The sequence below is a fragment of the Streptomyces sp. NPDC127092 genome (genome assembly GCF_042722475.1).
GTDB lineage: Bacteria > Actinomycetota > Actinomycetes > Streptomycetales > Streptomycetaceae > Streptomyces.
The window spans coordinates 162,974-178,815 of the sequence record NZ_JBHXFE010000011.1; the positions used below are offsets into that span (position 1 = coordinate 162,974).

A 15,842-nucleotide genomic window follows, 5' to 3' on the forward strand; every position below is an offset into this window, starting at 1 on the left:
GATCGAGCCGGGCGGCGCGCGAAATGGCGATGACGCGCTCCTGACAAATTCTTCCGGTTCTGGCACGCTGCCCACGCACGAGCACGTCGATCCGCACCGTTCTCATCCCCCACCTGCCTCGGCAGAAGGAGACATGCGTGAGACGCCATCGCTTCGCCACAGCCATCCTGTTGACCGCCGGCGCCCTGTTCGTCGGCGGGCTGGCCACGACGGGGACCGCGCAGGCGGCCGGCAACACCGGCCACTCGTTCACCGCCGCGCAGCAGCGCGACGCCGCCGCGTTCTGGACCCCGGACCGGATGCGGTCGGCGACACCGCTGGACCTGAAGACCACTCCCGGCGCCCTGCGCCAGGTCCCCCGCGCGGCCACCCCGACGACGATCGCGCCGACCACGAGCGCGGCGGCCGGCGCCACCACGTCAGCCGTCTCGCCGTCGGCCGTCACACCCACCGCGTTCCCGCAGGCGGGCGGGGCGTGGACGGGCGGCGGCGCGGTGGTGAAGACCTCAGGCCGGGTCTTCTTCACCTTCCAGGGCCGTACGGCCTCCTGCTCCGGCAACGCGGTCACCAGCCAGAACGCCAGCACCGTCATCACCGCCGGCCACTGCGTGAAGTACCAGGGCGCCTGGCACACCAACTGGGTGTTCGTCCCCGCGTACGACAACGGCAACGCGCCCTACGGCCAGTGGACGGCCACCAAGACGCTCACCACCCCGCAGTGGGAGGCGAGCGAGGACATCAACTACGACGTCGGCGCCGCGGTCGTCGCCCCGCTGAACGGCCGGACCCTCACGTCGGTCACCGGCGCGCAGGGCATCCAGTTCAACGGCGGCTACAACAAGACGATGTACGCCTTCGGCTTCCCGGCGGCCTCTCCGTACGACGGCACGAAGCTGATCTACTGCGCGGGCAACTCCTCGAAGGACTTCCTGTTCTCCCAGGACCACTCGCTCGCCTGCAACATGACGGGCGGCTCCAGCGGCGGCCCCTGGTTCACGTCCTTCAACGAGACCACCGGCACCGGCCTGCAGTCCTCGGTGAACAGCTTCGGCTACACCTTCCTGCCCAACCGCATGTTCGGCCCGTACTTCGGCACGGACGCCCAGAACCTCTACAACAAGGCTCAGACGTCCTGACCTTGGGCCGCGCAGAAGCGGAGATCCCGTAAGACGGAGACCTGTAAGGCAGAGACCGTAAGGAGACATCCCGTAAAGCGACTGTCCCGCGAAAAGCGAAGATCCCGTCCAATCGGTGATCGGACGGGATCTTCGTCGTCTGTGGACCTGAGGGGATTCGAACCCCTGACCCCCTCGATGCGAACGAGGTGCGCTACCGGACTGCGCCACAGGCCCCTGCGACGTGTGAAACATTAGCATCCCGACCGGCGTACGAGGAAATCCGTTCCTCCGCAGGTCAGCGACCCCTGCTTCCGGCAGGCGACCGGGCGGGTGGCCCGGCCGCCGACCGGTCACTCGTTGGCCGCGCGGGGGCGGTCGTCGTCCGCGTACTGGTCGAAGAGCGGCGTGCGGCCGTGGTCGCGGCGACCGCGCGGCGGCGTGGTGCGCTGGCGCGGGGCCGGCGCGGGGGCCGGGACCGGGTCGGCCGCCGTGGACGAGCGGGCCGAGCTCCAGGTCTCCGGGTCCGTGATGTCGACGCCGCCCGAGGCGCGCGGGGCGACCGGCGCGGTGACGTACGTGGGGAGCGGGACCGGGACCGGGTCCCAGCTGTCACCGCGGGCCGGGCCGCGCTCGCGCTGCTGGTCGACCCACTCGGCGTGGTCCGTCTGCTCCACCAGCGCCCGGCGGTCGGCCTCCTGCGGGGAGACGGACGGCTCGGCGGGCCGGTCCTGGGCGGGTTCCGGCTCGGGCGTCGGGGCCGGGCGGCGGCTCTCGCGCAGCCGGGCCGCGGCGGCCTCCGCGTTGCGCCGGTCCATCACGTACACGAACCGCCGCCGCTCCTGGGCGCGCAGATAGACGATGTACGCGCTGAGGAGCACGGCCGGGATGCCGGGGGCCCACAGGAAGGCGAGGCCGCCGACGGCCGCGACGACGGCGCCGAGCGTGAACGCCAGGAAGAGGATCACGGTGGTGCGCCGCCGCCGGGCGAGGACCTTGGTCCTGCGGGCGCGCTCGGCCGCCGCACCGGCGCCCGGCGCGGCGGCGCCGGCGCGGCGGGCGGAGGCCTGGGGCTTGGCGGCCGGAGCGGAGGCCGAAGCCTGCGCCGAGGCCTTCGCCTGCGCCTGTCCCTGCCCCTGCCCCTGTGCTTGCGCCTGTGCCTGGGCTTGCGCGGGGGCGGACGCCTGCGGGGGCGCCTGCGCCGGGGCGGAGGCCTGGGCCGGGTCGGGGACCTCCATGCGGGCTTCCGTCCTGGCCGCGGGCGCGCAGAAGCCCCGGACGTCGACCGAGCTCAGTTGCTCGGTCTCCGCGTCCGGGTCCACGTCGGGCGCCGCGTGGTCCGCCGCACGATCCCGGTCCCTGAGCTCCCTGGCGTAACGGCGCTCCATGCCCGCCCGTCCGGACAGCAGCCGGATGGCGGTGCTGAAGCGTTCCGTCGGACGGGCCTCGTTCAGCTCGTCCTGCCTGCGGAGCCACATCGGCACCAAGTAGGCGGCCCAGGCCCCGACGATGACTGCGTAGATGAGGCCGCTGCTGCTCACGCCTCACACGGTAGAGGGGTTCGGGTGAGGGCATCGGCCAATTGGCCCGGTGTGTCGCACGATCTGGCTGATATCACTGAACTTTTTTGTGATTGTTCAGATCGATTGGCGCTCAACTGCCGATCAAATTCGAACACTTATGGGAATTACTGGTGCTGTCGACGGGACTGCGTCTGATGCCAGCGACGCAGCAGACCTTCCGGCACCTCTTCCGCCGTGAGCGCGAAGACCAGGTGGTCACGCCAGGCGCCGTCGATGTGGAGGTAACGCGGCCGCAGCCCCTCCTCGCGGAATCCCAATTTCTCCACGACCCGCCGCGAGGGACCGTTCTCCGGGCGAATGCACACTTCCATCCGGTGCAGTCCGACCGTACGGAAACAGTGGTCGACGGCGAGCGCGACCGCCGTCGGCATGACACCTCGGCCCGCCACGTCACGGTCGACCCAATAACCCACGTGCGCGGAGCACATCGAGCCCCAGGTGACGCCCGCCACCGTCAACTGCCCGACCAGGCGCCCCTGGTACTCGATCACGAACGGCAGCATCCGCCCCGCGTTCGCCTCCGCCCGCAGGTGGCGCACCATCTGACGGTACGTGGGGCGCTGCGTCACCGGCCCGCCCGGGCCCGGCGGCGGAACGGTCGCCTCCCACGGGCGCAGCCAGTCGCGGTTGCGCCGGTTCACCTCGCGCCAGGCCCGCTGGTCGCGCATCTTTATGGGACGCAGCAGCACGTCACCGTCGACCAGGACCACGGGCCAGGACGGGATCATGACTCCGGACCCGCTTCCGCCGCGGGTCTCGGGTGGTCACCGCCGCGGATCTGGTCCACGGCATGGATCAGCAACGGCTCCAGGACCGCGAGCCCGTCCCGTACCCCGCCCGTCGACCCGGGCAGGTTGACGATCAGGGTGCCGCGCGCGACGCCCGCGAGGCCGCGCGACAGCGCCGCCGTCGGCACCTTCTCCCGGCCGTACGCGCGGATCGCCTCCGGGATGCCCGGGATCTCCCGGTCCAGGAGTCGCCGGGTGACCTCGGGCGTCTCGTCGGTGGGGGAGATCCCGGTACCGCCCGTCGTCACGATGGCGTCGTACCCGGCCTCGATCCCGGCCCGGAGGGCCGCCTCGACGGGCCGGCCGTCCGGCACGACCTGCGGCCCGTCCACGGCGAAGCCCATCCCGCGCAGCGCCTCCGCGATCAGCGGACCGCCCTTGTCCTCGTAGACACCGGCGGACGCGCGGTTGGAGGCGGTGACGACGAGCGCGGAGTACGGGGCGGTGAGGGCGGCACCGGCCACGGCCTCCGGCACGGCCTGCGCCCCGTGGTCACGGTGCTCGTGGCCCTCACGGTGCTCGTGCTCGTGCGCGCCCGCCACCCTGCCCGCGCGGGTCACGACTCGCTCCGCGTCCAGTGGCCGGACTTGCCGCCCGTCTTCTCCTCCACCCGGACGTCGGAGATGACCGCGCCCTTGTCGACCGCCTTGACCATGTCGACGACGGTCAGCGCCGCCACCGACACCGCCGTCAGGGCCTCCATCTCGACGCCCGTGCGGTCGGTGGTCTTCACCGTCGCCAGGATCTCGACGGCGTCGTCCGCGACCGTCAGGTCCAGCGTCACGCCCGAGACGGCCAGCGGGTGGCACAGCGGGATCAGGTCGGGGGTCTTCTTCGCGCCCATGATCCCGGCGATGCGGGCGGTGGCCAGCGCGTCGCCCTTGGGCACGCCCTCGCCGCGCAGCAGCTCGATCACGCGCGGCGAGACGAGGACCCGTCCGCTGGCCCGGGCGGTACGGGCGGTGACGTCCTTCGCGGAGACGTCGACCATGCGGGCCGCCCCCGCGTCGTCGATGTGGGTGAGTCCTTGCTGCGTGCTCATGGCCGTGACACTCCCGGTCGCTGTGTGGGACGACACGGTACCCCCACCACCGCCCGTCCACCGGATCAGGACCAGGTGGTGGTCACCCGACCGGTCACCCGACGGGCCGGCCGCCACCCGCCCGGCGGCCCGGGCACCCGACGCGCGGCCCGAGGCGACGGCCTCGCCGACCGTGCGCGGACCCGAGGTCCCACCCCGGTCTCACCCGAGGAGCAGCACGTCCAGCTCGGTGCCGGGCTCCACCTCCGTCGCCTCCTCCGGTACGACGAGCAGCGCGTCCGCGTGCGCGAGCGCCGCGATCAGATGCGAGCCCGAACCGCCCACCGGGGCGACGGTGCCCGACTCGGCGTCGTACGTCCCGCGCAGGAACTGGCGCCGCCCGGCCGGCGAGGACAGCGCCCGGTCCGCCTTGAGCACCGCCCGGACCCGGGGCCGCTGGGCGTCGGGCCGCTCACCGAGGCCCATCAGGGCCCGGATCGCGGGCCGTACGAACAGCTCGAAGGAGACGTACGAGGACACCGGGTTGCCCGGCAGCGCGAGCAGCGGGGTGTGCTCGGGGCCGATCATGCCGAAGCCCTGCGGCTTGCCCGGCTGCATCGCCAGCTTGCGGAAGTCGACCTCGCCGTCCGCGGTCAGCGCCTCCTTCACCACGTCGTACGCACCGACGCTCACGCCGCCCGTGGTGACGATCAGATCGGCCCGGATCAGCTGGTCCTCGATGGCGGCGCGCAACGACTCGGCGTCGTCGGCGACCGCGCCGACCCGGTAGGCGAGCGCTCCGGCGTCCCGCGCGGCGGCGGCGAGCGCGAAGCTGTTGGAGTCGTAGATCCGGCCCTCGGCCAGCGGCTCGCCGGGCTGGGTGAGCTCGCTGCCGGTGGAGATCACCACCACCCGCGGGCGGGGCCGCACGCGCACGGTGCCGCGGCCGATCGCCGCGAGCAGGCCGATCTGCGGCGGGCCGAGGACCGTGCCGGCCGCGAGCGCCAGCTCCCCGGCCGTGACGTCGCTGCCGCGCGCCCGGACGTGGGCGCGGGCCTCGGCGGGGCGGTGGACGCGCACCTCGCCCTCGGCGCCCTCGGGCGCGGCGCTGGCCGGGCGCATCGTGCCGGCCGCGCCTCCGCCGGTGCCGCCGTCGGTCCATTCGACGGGGACGACGGCCTCGGCGCCGGGCGGCAGCGGCGCGCCGGTCATGATCCGGGCGGCCTGGCCGGGGCCGACCTCGGGCAGGCCGCCGGCCCCGGCGGCGACATCGCCGATCACGGTCAGGACGGCGGGGAACTCCTCGCTCGCTCCGGCCACGTCGGCGACCCGCACCGCGTACCCGTCCATGGAGCTGTTGTCGAACGGCGGCAGCGCCACCGGCACCGTGACGTCCTCGACGAGGACGCAGCCCTGGGCGTCGGGCAGTTGCAGCTCGATGGGCTCGAGCGGGGCGACCGCCGCCAGGATGTCGGCCAGGTGCTCGTCGACGGACCACAGGCCCCGGGCCGGACCCGCGCAGGGGTCGGCGGCCTCCGGGCCGGAGTGGCCGTGGTCGTGCCCCTCGGCGTCGCCGTGGCCCTCGCCGTGACCATGGCCGTGGCCATGGCCGTCGTGGGCCGACGGTGCCGTACCGCTGCTGCTCAAGGTGCTACATCTCCTCGCTGACGTAACTGCGGAGCCAGGTCCGGAAGTCCGGCCCCAGATCATCACGTTCGCACGCCAGTCTGACAATGGCACGCAGATAGTCGCCGCGGTCACCGGTGTCGTAGCGGCGGCCCTTGAAGACGACACCGTGCACCGGACCGCCGGCCCGCTCGTCCTGGACGAGTTTCTGCAGCGCGTCGGTCAGCTGGATCTCGCCGCCGCGGCCGGGCCCGGTCTCCCGCAGTATCCCGAAGACGGCGGGGTCGAGGACGTACCGGCCGATGATCGCCAGGTTGCTCGGCGCCTCCGACGGCTCCGGCTTCTCCACCAGGCCCGTCACCTTCACGACGTCCGACTCGCCGGTCGGGCCGACCGCCGCGCAGCCGTAGAGGTGGATCTGCGAGGGCTCGACCTCCATCAGCGCGATCACGCTGCCGCCGAAGCGCTCGCGGACCTCGACCATGCGGGCGAGCAGCGGGTCGCGCGGGTCGATCAGGTCGTCGCCGAGGAGCACGGCGAAGGGCTGCTCACCGACGTGCGGCGCGGCGCACAGGACCGCGTGGCCGAGGCCGCGGGGGGCGCCCTGGCGCACGTAGTGCATGGTCGCCAGGTCGCTGGACTCCTGGACCTTGGCGAGCCGCTCGTCGTCGCCCTTGCGGACGAGGGCCTCCTCCAGCTCGTAGTTGCGGTCGAAGTGGTCCTCGAGCGGGCGCTTGTTGCGGCCGGTGATCATCAGCACGTCGGAGAGTCCGGCGGCGACGGCCTCCTCCACGACGTACTGGATCGCCGGCTTGTCGACGACCGGCAGCATCTCCTTCGGCGTCGCCTTGGTGGCCGGCAGGAACCGGGTGCCGAGACCGGCGGCCGGGATGACAGCCTTTGTGATGGACGGCGTCTGAGTCATGCGGAGCACCCTAGCCGTTCGGTATGGGAAGGAAATGAGGAAAAGCCGAGAAAAAGCTGCGAAAACGCTGCGAGGAGACCATGAGCAGGACATGGCTCTCGCGCCGTTTCTCAACTCTCGTACCGCTACCGCCCGATACAAGAGGAATACGAGCCGTCTTGACCGCCGACACGACCGAGGAACCGACCGAGAAGGCGCTCTTGCGCCGCGCCCTGCTCACCGCCCGGGCCGCCCTGGCCGACGAGGACCGGGCGCGATCGGCGCAGCTCCTGGCGGAACACGCGCTGGAGCTCGCCGAGCTGGCGGAGGCGGACACCGTCGCCGCCTATGTGTCGGTGGGGCGCGAGCCGGGCACCCGCGCGCTCCTCGACGCGCTGCGCGAGCGCGGCGTACGGGTTCTGCTGCCGGTGCTGCTGCCCGACAACGATCTGGACTGGGCCGTGTACGAGGGGGCCGAGCGGCTGGTGAAGGCGGGCCGCGGGCTGCTCGAACCGGCCGACGGGCGCCTCGGGCCCGAGGCGGTGTGCGCCGCGGACGCGGTGCTGCTGCCGGGACTCGCGGTCGACGGACGCGGAATGCGCCTCGGACGCGGCGGCGGTTCGTACGACCGCGTCCTCGCCCGGCTCGCGCGGGCCGGGGCGGATCCGGCGCTGGTGGTGCTCCTGTACGCGAACGAGGTGGTCGTGCGGGTCCCGGAGGAACCGCACGACCACCCCGTCCACGCGGTGGTGACCCCGGAGGGCGTCAGGCGCTTCGCGCGCTGAGGAGCCGGTTACGGCTCCAGCTTGAGGGTGTCCTGGGTGGTGGCCTCGACCGCCCCCTGTCCGTAGGACCAGTCGAGCAGCTCGCCCTTCACCCACGCGTCCGTCTGGTCGGTGTAGTGGCTGTGGAAGGCGTGGCCGGAGGCGCCGGTGAGGTTGATCCACCGGGACTTGTCCCAGTCGCCGACGTTGACGACCATCCGCATCGACGGCACCCAGATCACCTCGTAGCCGCCGGCCGCGTTCCAGCCGGTGGCGTCGACGGCGGCCTCGCCGCCGCCGAGGTTCCACGGGCCGCGGTTGAGCAGCGCCTGCACGAAACCGGGGCCGGCGGTGCCGAGGGTCTGGTTCCTCAGGGTCAGCTGGTGCAGCCGGCCCCAGCTCCAGGTGGAGACGTCGTTGCCGAGCTTGGCGGTCAGCTCCCAGCGGGCGTCCTTCATGGCCTGGGCGAGCAGCTGGTCACGGGTCTCGGTGGCGGCGTTCAGCCGGTCGCCCGGCGTCTTCCACCACTCGCTCTTCTCCTTCTGGAGCAGCGGGCGGACCACCTCGTACCAGCGGTCGCCGCCGTCCGGCTGCGCGGTCTCGGGGTCGCGCTCGCCGCACTCGGACACCAGCTTGCCCTGCTCGTCGACCGGGCCGGTGGTGTCGACGACGCGCACGTTGATGCACTCGCCCTCGACGCGCAGCTCCTTGGGCAGCTTGTTGCCGAACGCGAGCTTGAGGACGTTGCGCCAGACCGCGTTGAAGTACGCGGCCGCGGCGGAGTCCGGCTCCTGGGTGTAGTCCCAGCCCTCGAGGAGCTTCTGCGCCTCGCGGACCTGCGGGTCGGCGATGTCGATCTTGAGCAGGAGCGGGTTGAGCAGGGTCGCGATCTCGCTGCGGTTGTCCACCTGCATGGTCTGCATGTCGTCCGGCGAGATCTTGCCGCCGTCCTTGATCTTCGACTCGATGAGGTCGTTGATCCGCTGGCTGCGCGAGCCGTAGCCCCAGTCCCTGGTGAGGAGGTAGGGGTACTTCTTCTCGTCGATCACGGCCTGGTTGGCGGTGACGATGTAGCCGCGCTTCGGGTTGTACTCGTAGGGCAGCTCGGCGAAGGGGATGTAGCCCTTCCAGTCGTACGAGGAGTCCCAGCCGGGCGCGGGCAGGGTGCCGTCGTAGTTCGCGGCCTTGCTGCGGACCGGGATCTTTCCGGGCGCCTGGTAGCCGATGTTGCCGGCGGTGTCGGCGTAGATGAGGTTCTGCGACGGGACCTCGAAGTCCTTCGCGGCGGCACGGAAGGCCTGGAAGTCCTTCGCCCGGTTGAGTTCGAAGACGGCGTCCATCGACTTGCCGGGCTGCAGCGCGGTCCAGCGCAGCGAGACGCCGTACCCGCTGGTGCCGCGGTCGGGTGCGGCGTTGCCGACGGGCGCGGTCTTGCCGACCTTCTCGAGTTCGGTGGAGCGGTCGGAGACCAGCGGGCCGTGCTCGGTGGAGCGGACCTTGATGAGGCGGTCGGCCTCGCCGGCGACCTTGATGGTCTCGTCACGGGTGATGAACGGCTTGGTCTTGCCGTCCACGACGTAGCCGTCGATGCCGACCTTCTCCAGGTACAGGTCGGTGACGTCGGCGCCGAGGTTGGTGAAGCCCCAGGCGATGGAGTCGTTGTGGCCGATGATCACGCCGGGCGTGCCGGAGAAGGTGTAGCCGGCGACGTCGTAGCGGCAGGTCGCCGAGACGGAGCGGCAGTGCAGGCCCATCTGGTACCAGAGGGACGGCAGCATCGGCGAGAGGTGCGGGTCGTTGGCGAGCAGCGGCTTGCCGGAGGTCGTGTACGCCCCGGAGACCACCCAGGAGTTGGAGCCGATGCCGTTGCCGTTGGGGCCGATGAGGGCCGGGATCTCGTCGAGGGTGTCGGACAGCGCGGCGAGCTGGGACTGGATCCCGCCCTGCGAACCGCCGCCCGTGGTGGCCGTGCCGTCGTCGCCGCTCTTCGCCTGGGCCTTGGGGGCGAACTTGCCGGTGACCTTGTCGACGGCGCCGCCGTCGACGATCGGCTGGTGCAGCTCGTACGGGTAGCCCGGGTAGAGGTCCTTGATCTGGCCCGGCTCCAGCCGGCCGGCCATCAGGGAGCGGTCGATCTCGTCCTGCATGTTGCCGCGCAGGTCCCAGGCCATCGCCTTCAGCCAGGCCACGGAGTCGACCGGGGTCCAGGGCTCGATCGTGTACTCGTTGGTGAAGGCCAGGGCCGCGTACTCGACGGAGACGTCCGACGGGTCCTTGTCCTTGAGGTAAGCGTTGACGCCCTCGGCGTAGGCCTGGAGGTTCTTCTTGGTCTCCGCCGAGAGGACCTTGTCGTACTCCTGCTGGGCGACCCGGCGCCAGCCCAGCGTGCGCAGGAAGGCGTCGGTGTCGACCTGGCCCCTGCCGAACATCTCGGAAAGGCGACCGGCCGTCATGTGACGGCGGACGTCCATCTCGTAGAAGCGGTCCTGCGCCTGGACGTAGCCCTGCGCGCGGAACAGGTCGGCCTCGCTGTCGGCGTAGATCTGCGGGACGCCGTAGGCGTCGCGCTTGACCTCGACGGGGCCGGAGAGCGCGTCGACCCGGATCGTGCCCGTCGTCTGCGGGAACGAGCCACGGACAGTGCTGACGCCCCAGTACCCCCCGTACCCGAAGCCCGCGAGCAGCGCGAGGACCAGGACGAGGACGATCAGGCGGGCGCGCCGCCCCTTCTTCTTGGCGGGGGGCGCGGTCGTGTTGGAGGGCATCGCTGTCCTTCGAGGGGCAGGGTGGTCCTGGAGTACGGGAGCAACCTTAGGCGCAGCCTCCGGAGGGCCCGGACGCGGTGTCAGGAAGAGGACCGTTCTTAGCCGTACTGGTGTGCGATGCAACACCAAGGAGTCGTCAAGGATGCGTTAAAGATTAGGTAAGGTAACGAAGTACCGGTGCCGGAGGAACGATCGGCCGGCACATGCGAGGGGAAGGAACGGCCACTGACTGTCCACCAGCTCAACGAACTCCTGCTCATCTGCTCGCTCGTCCTGCTCATCGCCGTCGCGGCGGTGCGCATCTCGTCCCGGAGCGGGCTCCCCAGCCTCCTCCTCTATCTCGGGATCGGGATCGCCATCGGGCAGGACGGCATCGGCAACGTCGCCTTCGACAACGCCGAACTGACCCAGGTGATCGGTTATGCCGCACTTGTGGTGATCCTGGCCGAAGGTGGCCTGGGCACCAAGTGGAAGGAGATCGAACCCGCGTTGCCCGCGGCGGTCATGCTCTCGACCGTCGGCGTCGCGGTGAGCGTGGGCATCACGGCCTCGGCCGCCCACTACCTCGTCGGCCTGGAGTGGCAGCAGGCCCTCATCATCGGCGCCGTCGTCTCCTCCACGGACGCCGCCGCCGTCTTCTCCGTCCTGCGCAAGGTGCCGCTGCCGTCCCGCGTCACCGGCGTCCTCGAAGCCGAGTCCGGCTTCAACGACGCCCCCGTCGTCATCCTCGTCGTCGCCTTCTCCACCGCGGGCCCCGTCGACTCCTGGTACGTCCTCGTCGGCAAGATCGCCCTCGAACTCGCCATCGGCGCCGCCGTCGGCCTCGCCGTCGGCTTCGCCGGCGCCTACGGGCTGCGCCACGTCGCCCTGCCGGCCTCCGGCCTCTACCCGATCGCCGTCATGGCCATCGCCGTCGTCGCCTACGCCTCCGGCGCCATGGCCCACGGCTCCGGCTTCCTCGCCGTCTACCTCGCGTCGATGGTGCTCGGCAACGCCAAGCTGCCGCACGCCCCGGCCAACCGTGGCTTCGCCGAGGGCCTCGGCTGGATCGCCCAGATCGGCATGTTCGTCCTGCTCGGTCTGCTCGTCACCCCCCATGAGCTCGTGCACGACTTCTGGCCGGCGATCGTCATCGGCCTGGTCCTCACCGTGATCGCGAGGCCGATGGAGGTCCTCGTCAGCCTCCTCCCCTTCCGCATCCCCTGGCAGGAGCAGGCCCTGATGTCCTGGGCCGGCCTGCGCGGCGCCGTCCCCATCATCCTGGCCACCATCCCGATGGTGTCCGAGATCGAGGGCAGCGAGCGGATCTTCAACATCGTCTTCGTGCTGGTCGTCGTCTACACCCTGGTCCAGGGGCCGACCCTGCCCTGGCTGGCCAGGGCCCTGAAGCTCGGCGACCAGGGCGAGGCCGCCGACCTTGGCGTCGAGTCCGCCCCTCTGGAGCGGCTGCGCGGACACCTCCTCTCCGTCTCCGTCCCGCAGGGCTCCAAGATGCACGGCGTCGAGGTCGCCGAGCTCCGCCTGCCCGCCGGCGCCGCCGTCACCCTGGTCGTCCGGGACGAGAAGAGCTTCGTCCCCAGTCCCGCCACCGTGCTGCGGCGCGGCGACGAACTCCTCGTCGTCGCCACCGACCCGGTCCGCGACGCCGCCGAACGCCGGCTCCGCGCCGTCGGCCAGGGCGGAAAGCTGGCCGGCTGGCTCGGCACGGGCGCCACTGCCGCCACCCCGGACCGGGACCAGACCGGCCTCCGCCGCCCCTTCCGGAAGCCCCGCAAGCGAACATCCGGTTAATCCCAGGCATTAATTCGGATCACAGGACGCTTTCCCAGGCGGGAAGACGCCCTTCCCTGTACCATGAAGGCACACTAGATCGAACCAACTCTGCCTGACGCAGAGCTGGCGCGACCGTATGGCGGCCGAGGCACCCTCCGCAGTGGAGCCCGGTATCTACCGCAGTTCCGCGCAAGAGGACAGCTCTCGGCGACGCCCGCACCACCGTGCACGGCCCGCTACCAGGCGGCAGAAAGGCATGGACCGTGGTGTCCACGGTCGTCTCCGAGAAGCGGCCCGGGTACGGGCAGCTGCTGCGCACACCTGGCGCACTCTCCTTCCTCCTGCCGGGCTTCGCCGCCCGGCAGCCGTTCGCGATGCTGACCATCGGCATCGTCCTGCTCGTCCAGCACACCACCGGCTCCTACGGCAGCGCGGGCGCCGTCGCCGCCGTCACCGGTGTCTCCATGGCGCTGTTCGCTCCGCAGAGCGGCAAGCTCGCCGACCGCTTCGGCCAGCGGGCCGTCCTCGTCCCCGGTGTGCTGATCCACACCGCCTCCGTCTCCCTTCTCGTCGCGCTGGCGCTCGCCGGCGCCCCGCTGTGGGCCCTCTTCCTCGCGGCCATCCCCTCCGGCGCCTCGGTGCCGCAGGTCGGCCCGATGGTCCGCGCCCGGTGGGCCGCCAAGCTGGACGGCACGCCCCTGATGCCGACCGCCGCCGCCTTCGAGTCGGTCACCGACGAGTTCACCTTCGTCGTCGGCCCGGTCCTCGCGACCGCCCTCTGCACCGGCGTGCACCCGGCGGCCGGTCTGATCGCCGAAGCCGCGCTCACCCTGGTCGGCGGCCTGTTCTTCGCCGCCCAGCGCCGCACCCAGCCCGCCCACGGCCTGGCCGCCGCGGCCGGCCACGCCGACGGTGAACCGCACCGCTCGGCCCTGTCCATCCCCGGCGTCCGGGTCCTGGTCATCGCCTTCCTCGGCATCGGCTCGGTCTTCGGCGGCATGCAGGTCTCCCTCACCGCCTTCTCCGAGGAGATCGGCAACCCGGGCGCCAACGGCCTGCTGTACGGCGTCTTCGCCGCCGGCAACATGCTCGCCGGCATCGCCATGGGCGCCGTCGCCTGGAAGATCGGCCCGCGCCGTCGTCTGATCCTCGGCTACGCCGGTCTCACCGTCGCCGCCTCCCTTCTGTGGTCCGTCCACTCCGTCCTGCTGCTCGGCGCCCTCGGCCTGGTCGTGGGCCTGTGCATCGCCCCGGCCCTGATCACCGGCTACACGATCGTCGAGACCCTGGTCCCGGCCTCCTCCCGCACCGAGGCCTTCACCTGGCTGACCGGCGCCGTGGCGCTCGGCCAGGCCGCCGCCGTCACCGTCGCCGGCCGGCTCGCCGACGCCCACGGCGCCAGCACCGGATTCCTGGTGCCGATGGCGGGCACGCTGCTCGCCCTCGTCACCCTGGTCGCCCTCCGCTCGCGGCTCCTGCCCCGCGCGGCGAGCCGGGTCGCGGCACGTGGTATCGGTCACCGAGTTCCCGTGGCGGTGGACTGAACCGGCGGAATACGTCACTATGGATCGTCGTTAGCACTCGATGAGTGTGAGTGCCAGGAGGAAGACAAGTGCCGACCTACCAGTACCAGTGCACCGAGTGCGGCGAGGGCCTCGAGGCGGTGCAGAAGTTCACGGATGACGCTCTGACCGAGTGCCCGAGCTGCAAGGGACGCCTCAAGAAGGTGTTCTCCGCGGTCGGCATCGTGTTCAAGGGCTCCGGCTTCTACCGCAACGACAGCCGTGGTGCGTCGTCCAGCAGCTCGCCCGCGTCGTCGAAGACCTCTTCTTCGTCGTCCTCCTCTTCGTCGTCGACGTCTTCCTCGTCCTCCTCGGACGCGAAGCCCGCGGCCACGTCGAGCTCCACGCCGGCGGCCTGACCTCCGTTCCGTTTGCTCTTCCCGGTGCCCCGTCGCCTCGCGCGACGGGGCACCGGCGTATCTCCGGCCTCGACCGACCTGCGCGGCGGGCGACCTGCGCGACGGCGACCGAGCCTGCCGACCGAGGCCTGCTGCTGGGCCTGCAGCCTGGGCCTGCCCGCCCGGGCCGGCCGCCCGGGCCTGCGGCTGGGCTTGCCGAGCCCGCCCGCTGGTGAGCCTGCCCATCCGGGCCTGCCCGCCCGGGCCCGCCGACCGAGGCCTGCCGCCTGAGCCTGCGGGCAGGGCCGCAGGACAGGCTTCCAGCACCGGGCATGCGGGGCGGGCGGGGCGGCTAGGGTGACGGCCATGGCGACCCAGACGACTGGCCCGACGGCGGACTCGTACGCGGACATCGGTGTGATCGGCGGCTCCGGGTTCTACTCCTTCCTGGACGATGTGACCGAGGTGTCGGTCGACACCCCATACGGCAGCCCCAGCGACTCCCTCTTCCTCGGCGAGATCGCCGGCCGGCAGGTGGCCTTCCTGCCCCGGCACGGCCGCGGCCACCACGTGCCACCGCACCGGATCAACTACCGCGCCAACCTGTGGGCACTGCGGTCGCTGGGCGTGCGCCAGGTCCTCGGACCCTGCGCGGTCGGCGGACTGCGCGAGGAATACGGCCCCGGCACCCTCGTCGTCCCCGACCAGCTGGTCGACCGCACGAAGGCCCGCGCGCAGACCTTTTTCGACGGAGAACCACTGCCGGCGGCCTGGGGCGGCGCCATACCCAACGTGGTCCACGTGACCTTCGCCGACCCCTACTGCCCTGACGGGCGCCGGGTGGCCCTCAAGGCCGCCCGCGGGCGGGGCTGGGAACCGGTCGACGGCGGCACGATGGTCGTCGTCGAGGGCCCCCGCTTCTCCACGCGCGCCGAGTCGCGCTGGCACGCGGCCGCGGGCTGGTCGGTGGTCGGCATGACCGGCCACCCCGAGGCCGTACTCGCCCGGGAACTGGGACTCTGCTACACCTCCCTCGCACTGGTGACGGATCTGGACGCGGGCGCGGAGACCGGGGACGGTGTCTCGCACACCGAGGTCCTGCGCGTGTTCGGCGAGAACGTCGGCCGGCTGCGCGACGTGCTCTTCGACGCGGTCGGCGCGCTCCCCGCGACGATCGACCGGGACTGCCTGTGCACGCGGGCCCACGACAGGTGGGACCTGGGGATCGAACTGCCCTGAGCCTCGGGGCCGGGGTCGGGGCCGGGTGAGGATCGGCCGCCCGCGAGGACCGGACTGACTCAAGCGTCCCCGCCCCCGCCCGGCCCCGGCAATCGCTGGCGGGGGTGAGGAAGTTATCCACAATCGCCTGGTTGTCCACAGGCCCGAGCGGGATCGCGCCGGGTGCGGGACGGTGGTCGCGGTTCGCCGGACGGTCCGGTGAACGGCCACGTCACGACAGGCGGTTGCGCGATGACAACGGACTCGAGCCTCACGGACTCCTGCCTTCCCCATACCCGCACCTCGGTGCCGGCGCCCTGCGGTGTTCCCCTCTTCGATCCTCTGCGCGTGCGCGGCGCGAGGCTGCGGCTGCGCCGGGCCCTGC

The 15,842-nt window shown here is 71.9% G+C and carries 13 protein-coding genes and 1 tRNA gene; 6 read left to right on the forward strand and 8 right to left on the reverse strand.

The window, feature by feature from the left end:
* The first annotated feature begins 137 nt into the window (after nucleotides 1-137).
* Nucleotides 138-1,136: a trypsin-like serine peptidase gene (locus ACFWJO_RS12330; protein WP_386864645.1), complete on the forward strand. Its 999-nt coding sequence runs from the start codon at nucleotides 138-140 to the stop codon at nucleotides 1,134-1,136.
* Between the two features lie 142 nt (nucleotides 1,137-1,278).
* On the opposite strand, the gene ACFWJO_RS12335 is transcribed toward ACFWJO_RS12330, so the two are convergent.
* The 7 genes from ACFWJO_RS12335 to galU all read right to left on the reverse strand — a co-directional run bounded on the left by ACFWJO_RS12335 (nucleotide 1,279) and on the right by galU (nucleotide 7,058).
* Nucleotides 1,279-1,352: transfer RNA gene (locus ACFWJO_RS12335), tRNA-Ala, on the reverse strand.
* A gap of 116 nt (nucleotides 1,353-1,468) precedes the next feature.
* The gene (gene glpR / locus ACFWJO_RS12340) at nucleotides 1,469-2,656 is read right to left on the reverse strand and encodes a gephyrin-like molybdotransferase receptor GlpR (RefSeq protein WP_386864646.1); all 1,188 of its coding nucleotides are present in this window, start codon (nucleotides 2,654-2,656) and stop codon (nucleotides 1,469-1,471) included.
* Nucleotides 2,657-2,802: 146 nt separating this feature from the next.
* Nucleotides 2,803-3,426, reverse strand: coding sequence for a GNAT family N-acetyltransferase (locus ACFWJO_RS12345; RefSeq protein WP_386864647.1), 624 nt, complete (start codon nucleotides 3,424-3,426; stop codon nucleotides 2,803-2,805).
* On the reverse strand, nucleotides 3,423-3,962 hold the full coding sequence (locus ACFWJO_RS12350) for a molybdenum cofactor biosynthesis protein B (protein WP_386864666.1): 540 nt from the start codon (nucleotides 3,960-3,962) through the stop codon (nucleotides 3,423-3,425). Before ACFWJO_RS12350 ends, ACFWJO_RS12345 begins: the two co-directional genes overlap by 4 nt.
* An 80-nt stretch (nucleotides 3,963-4,042) precedes the next feature.
* Nucleotides 4,043-4,528 (reverse strand): cyclic pyranopterin monophosphate synthase MoaC, encoded by a 486-nt coding sequence (gene moaC / locus ACFWJO_RS12355; protein WP_384415803.1) that lies wholly within the window; start codon nucleotides 4,526-4,528, stop codon nucleotides 4,043-4,045.
* 201 nt (nucleotides 4,529-4,729) lie between these two features.
* Nucleotides 4,730-6,007 carry a gephyrin-like molybdotransferase Glp gene (glp, locus tag ACFWJO_RS12360; RefSeq protein WP_386864667.1) on the reverse strand — a complete coding sequence of 426 codons (1,278 nt, stop codon included), beginning with the start codon at nucleotides 6,005-6,007 and terminating at the stop codon, nucleotides 4,730-4,732.
* 151 nt (nucleotides 6,008-6,158) lie between these two features.
* The gene (galU, locus tag ACFWJO_RS12365; RefSeq protein WP_386864648.1) at nucleotides 6,159-7,058 is read right to left on the reverse strand and encodes a UTP--glucose-1-phosphate uridylyltransferase GalU; all 900 of its coding nucleotides are present in this window, start codon (nucleotides 7,056-7,058) and stop codon (nucleotides 6,159-6,161) included.
* Nucleotides 7,059-7,216: 158 nt separating this feature from the next.
* Here galU and ACFWJO_RS12370 point away from each other — a divergent pair, with 158 nt between their 5' ends.
* Nucleotides 7,217-7,822: a 5-formyltetrahydrofolate cyclo-ligase gene (locus tag ACFWJO_RS12370; protein WP_386864649.1), complete on the forward strand. Its 606-nt coding sequence runs from the start codon at nucleotides 7,217-7,219 to the stop codon at nucleotides 7,820-7,822.
* Nucleotides 7,823-7,830: 8 nt separating this feature from the next.
* Here the strand turns inward: ACFWJO_RS12370 and ACFWJO_RS12375 are convergent, their stop codons facing one another.
* The gene (locus tag ACFWJO_RS12375) at nucleotides 7,831-10,566 is read right to left on the reverse strand and encodes a penicillin acylase family protein (RefSeq protein WP_386864650.1); all 2,736 of its coding nucleotides are present in this window, start codon (nucleotides 10,564-10,566) and stop codon (nucleotides 7,831-7,833) included.
* Between the two features lie 225 nt (nucleotides 10,567-10,791).
* Between ACFWJO_RS12375 and ACFWJO_RS12380 the strand changes: the two genes are divergently transcribed.
* The 4 genes from ACFWJO_RS12380 (at nucleotide 10,792) to ACFWJO_RS12395 (ending at nucleotide 15,478) form a co-directional block, all read left to right on the forward strand.
* Complete coding sequence (locus tag ACFWJO_RS12380) at nucleotides 10,792-12,357, forward strand: potassium/proton antiporter (RefSeq protein WP_386864668.1); 1,566 nt, start codon at nucleotides 10,792-10,794, stop codon at nucleotides 12,355-12,357.
* Nucleotides 12,358-12,602: 245 nt separating this feature from the next.
* The gene (locus ACFWJO_RS12385) at nucleotides 12,603-13,883 is read left to right on the forward strand and encodes an MFS transporter (protein ID WP_386864651.1); all 1,281 of its coding nucleotides are present in this window, start codon (nucleotides 12,603-12,605) and stop codon (nucleotides 13,881-13,883) included.
* A gap of 68 nt (nucleotides 13,884-13,951) precedes the next feature.
* A complete protein-coding gene (locus ACFWJO_RS12390; protein ID WP_386864652.1) occupies nucleotides 13,952-14,260 on the forward strand; it encodes an FmdB family zinc ribbon protein in 309 nt (102 codons plus the stop codon).
* Nucleotides 14,261-14,605: 345 nt separating this feature from the next.
* A complete protein-coding gene (locus ACFWJO_RS12395; RefSeq protein WP_386864653.1) occupies nucleotides 14,606-15,478 on the forward strand; it encodes an S-methyl-5'-thioadenosine phosphorylase in 873 nt (290 codons plus the stop codon).
* The last annotated feature ends 364 nt before the right edge of the window (nucleotides 15,479-15,842 follow it).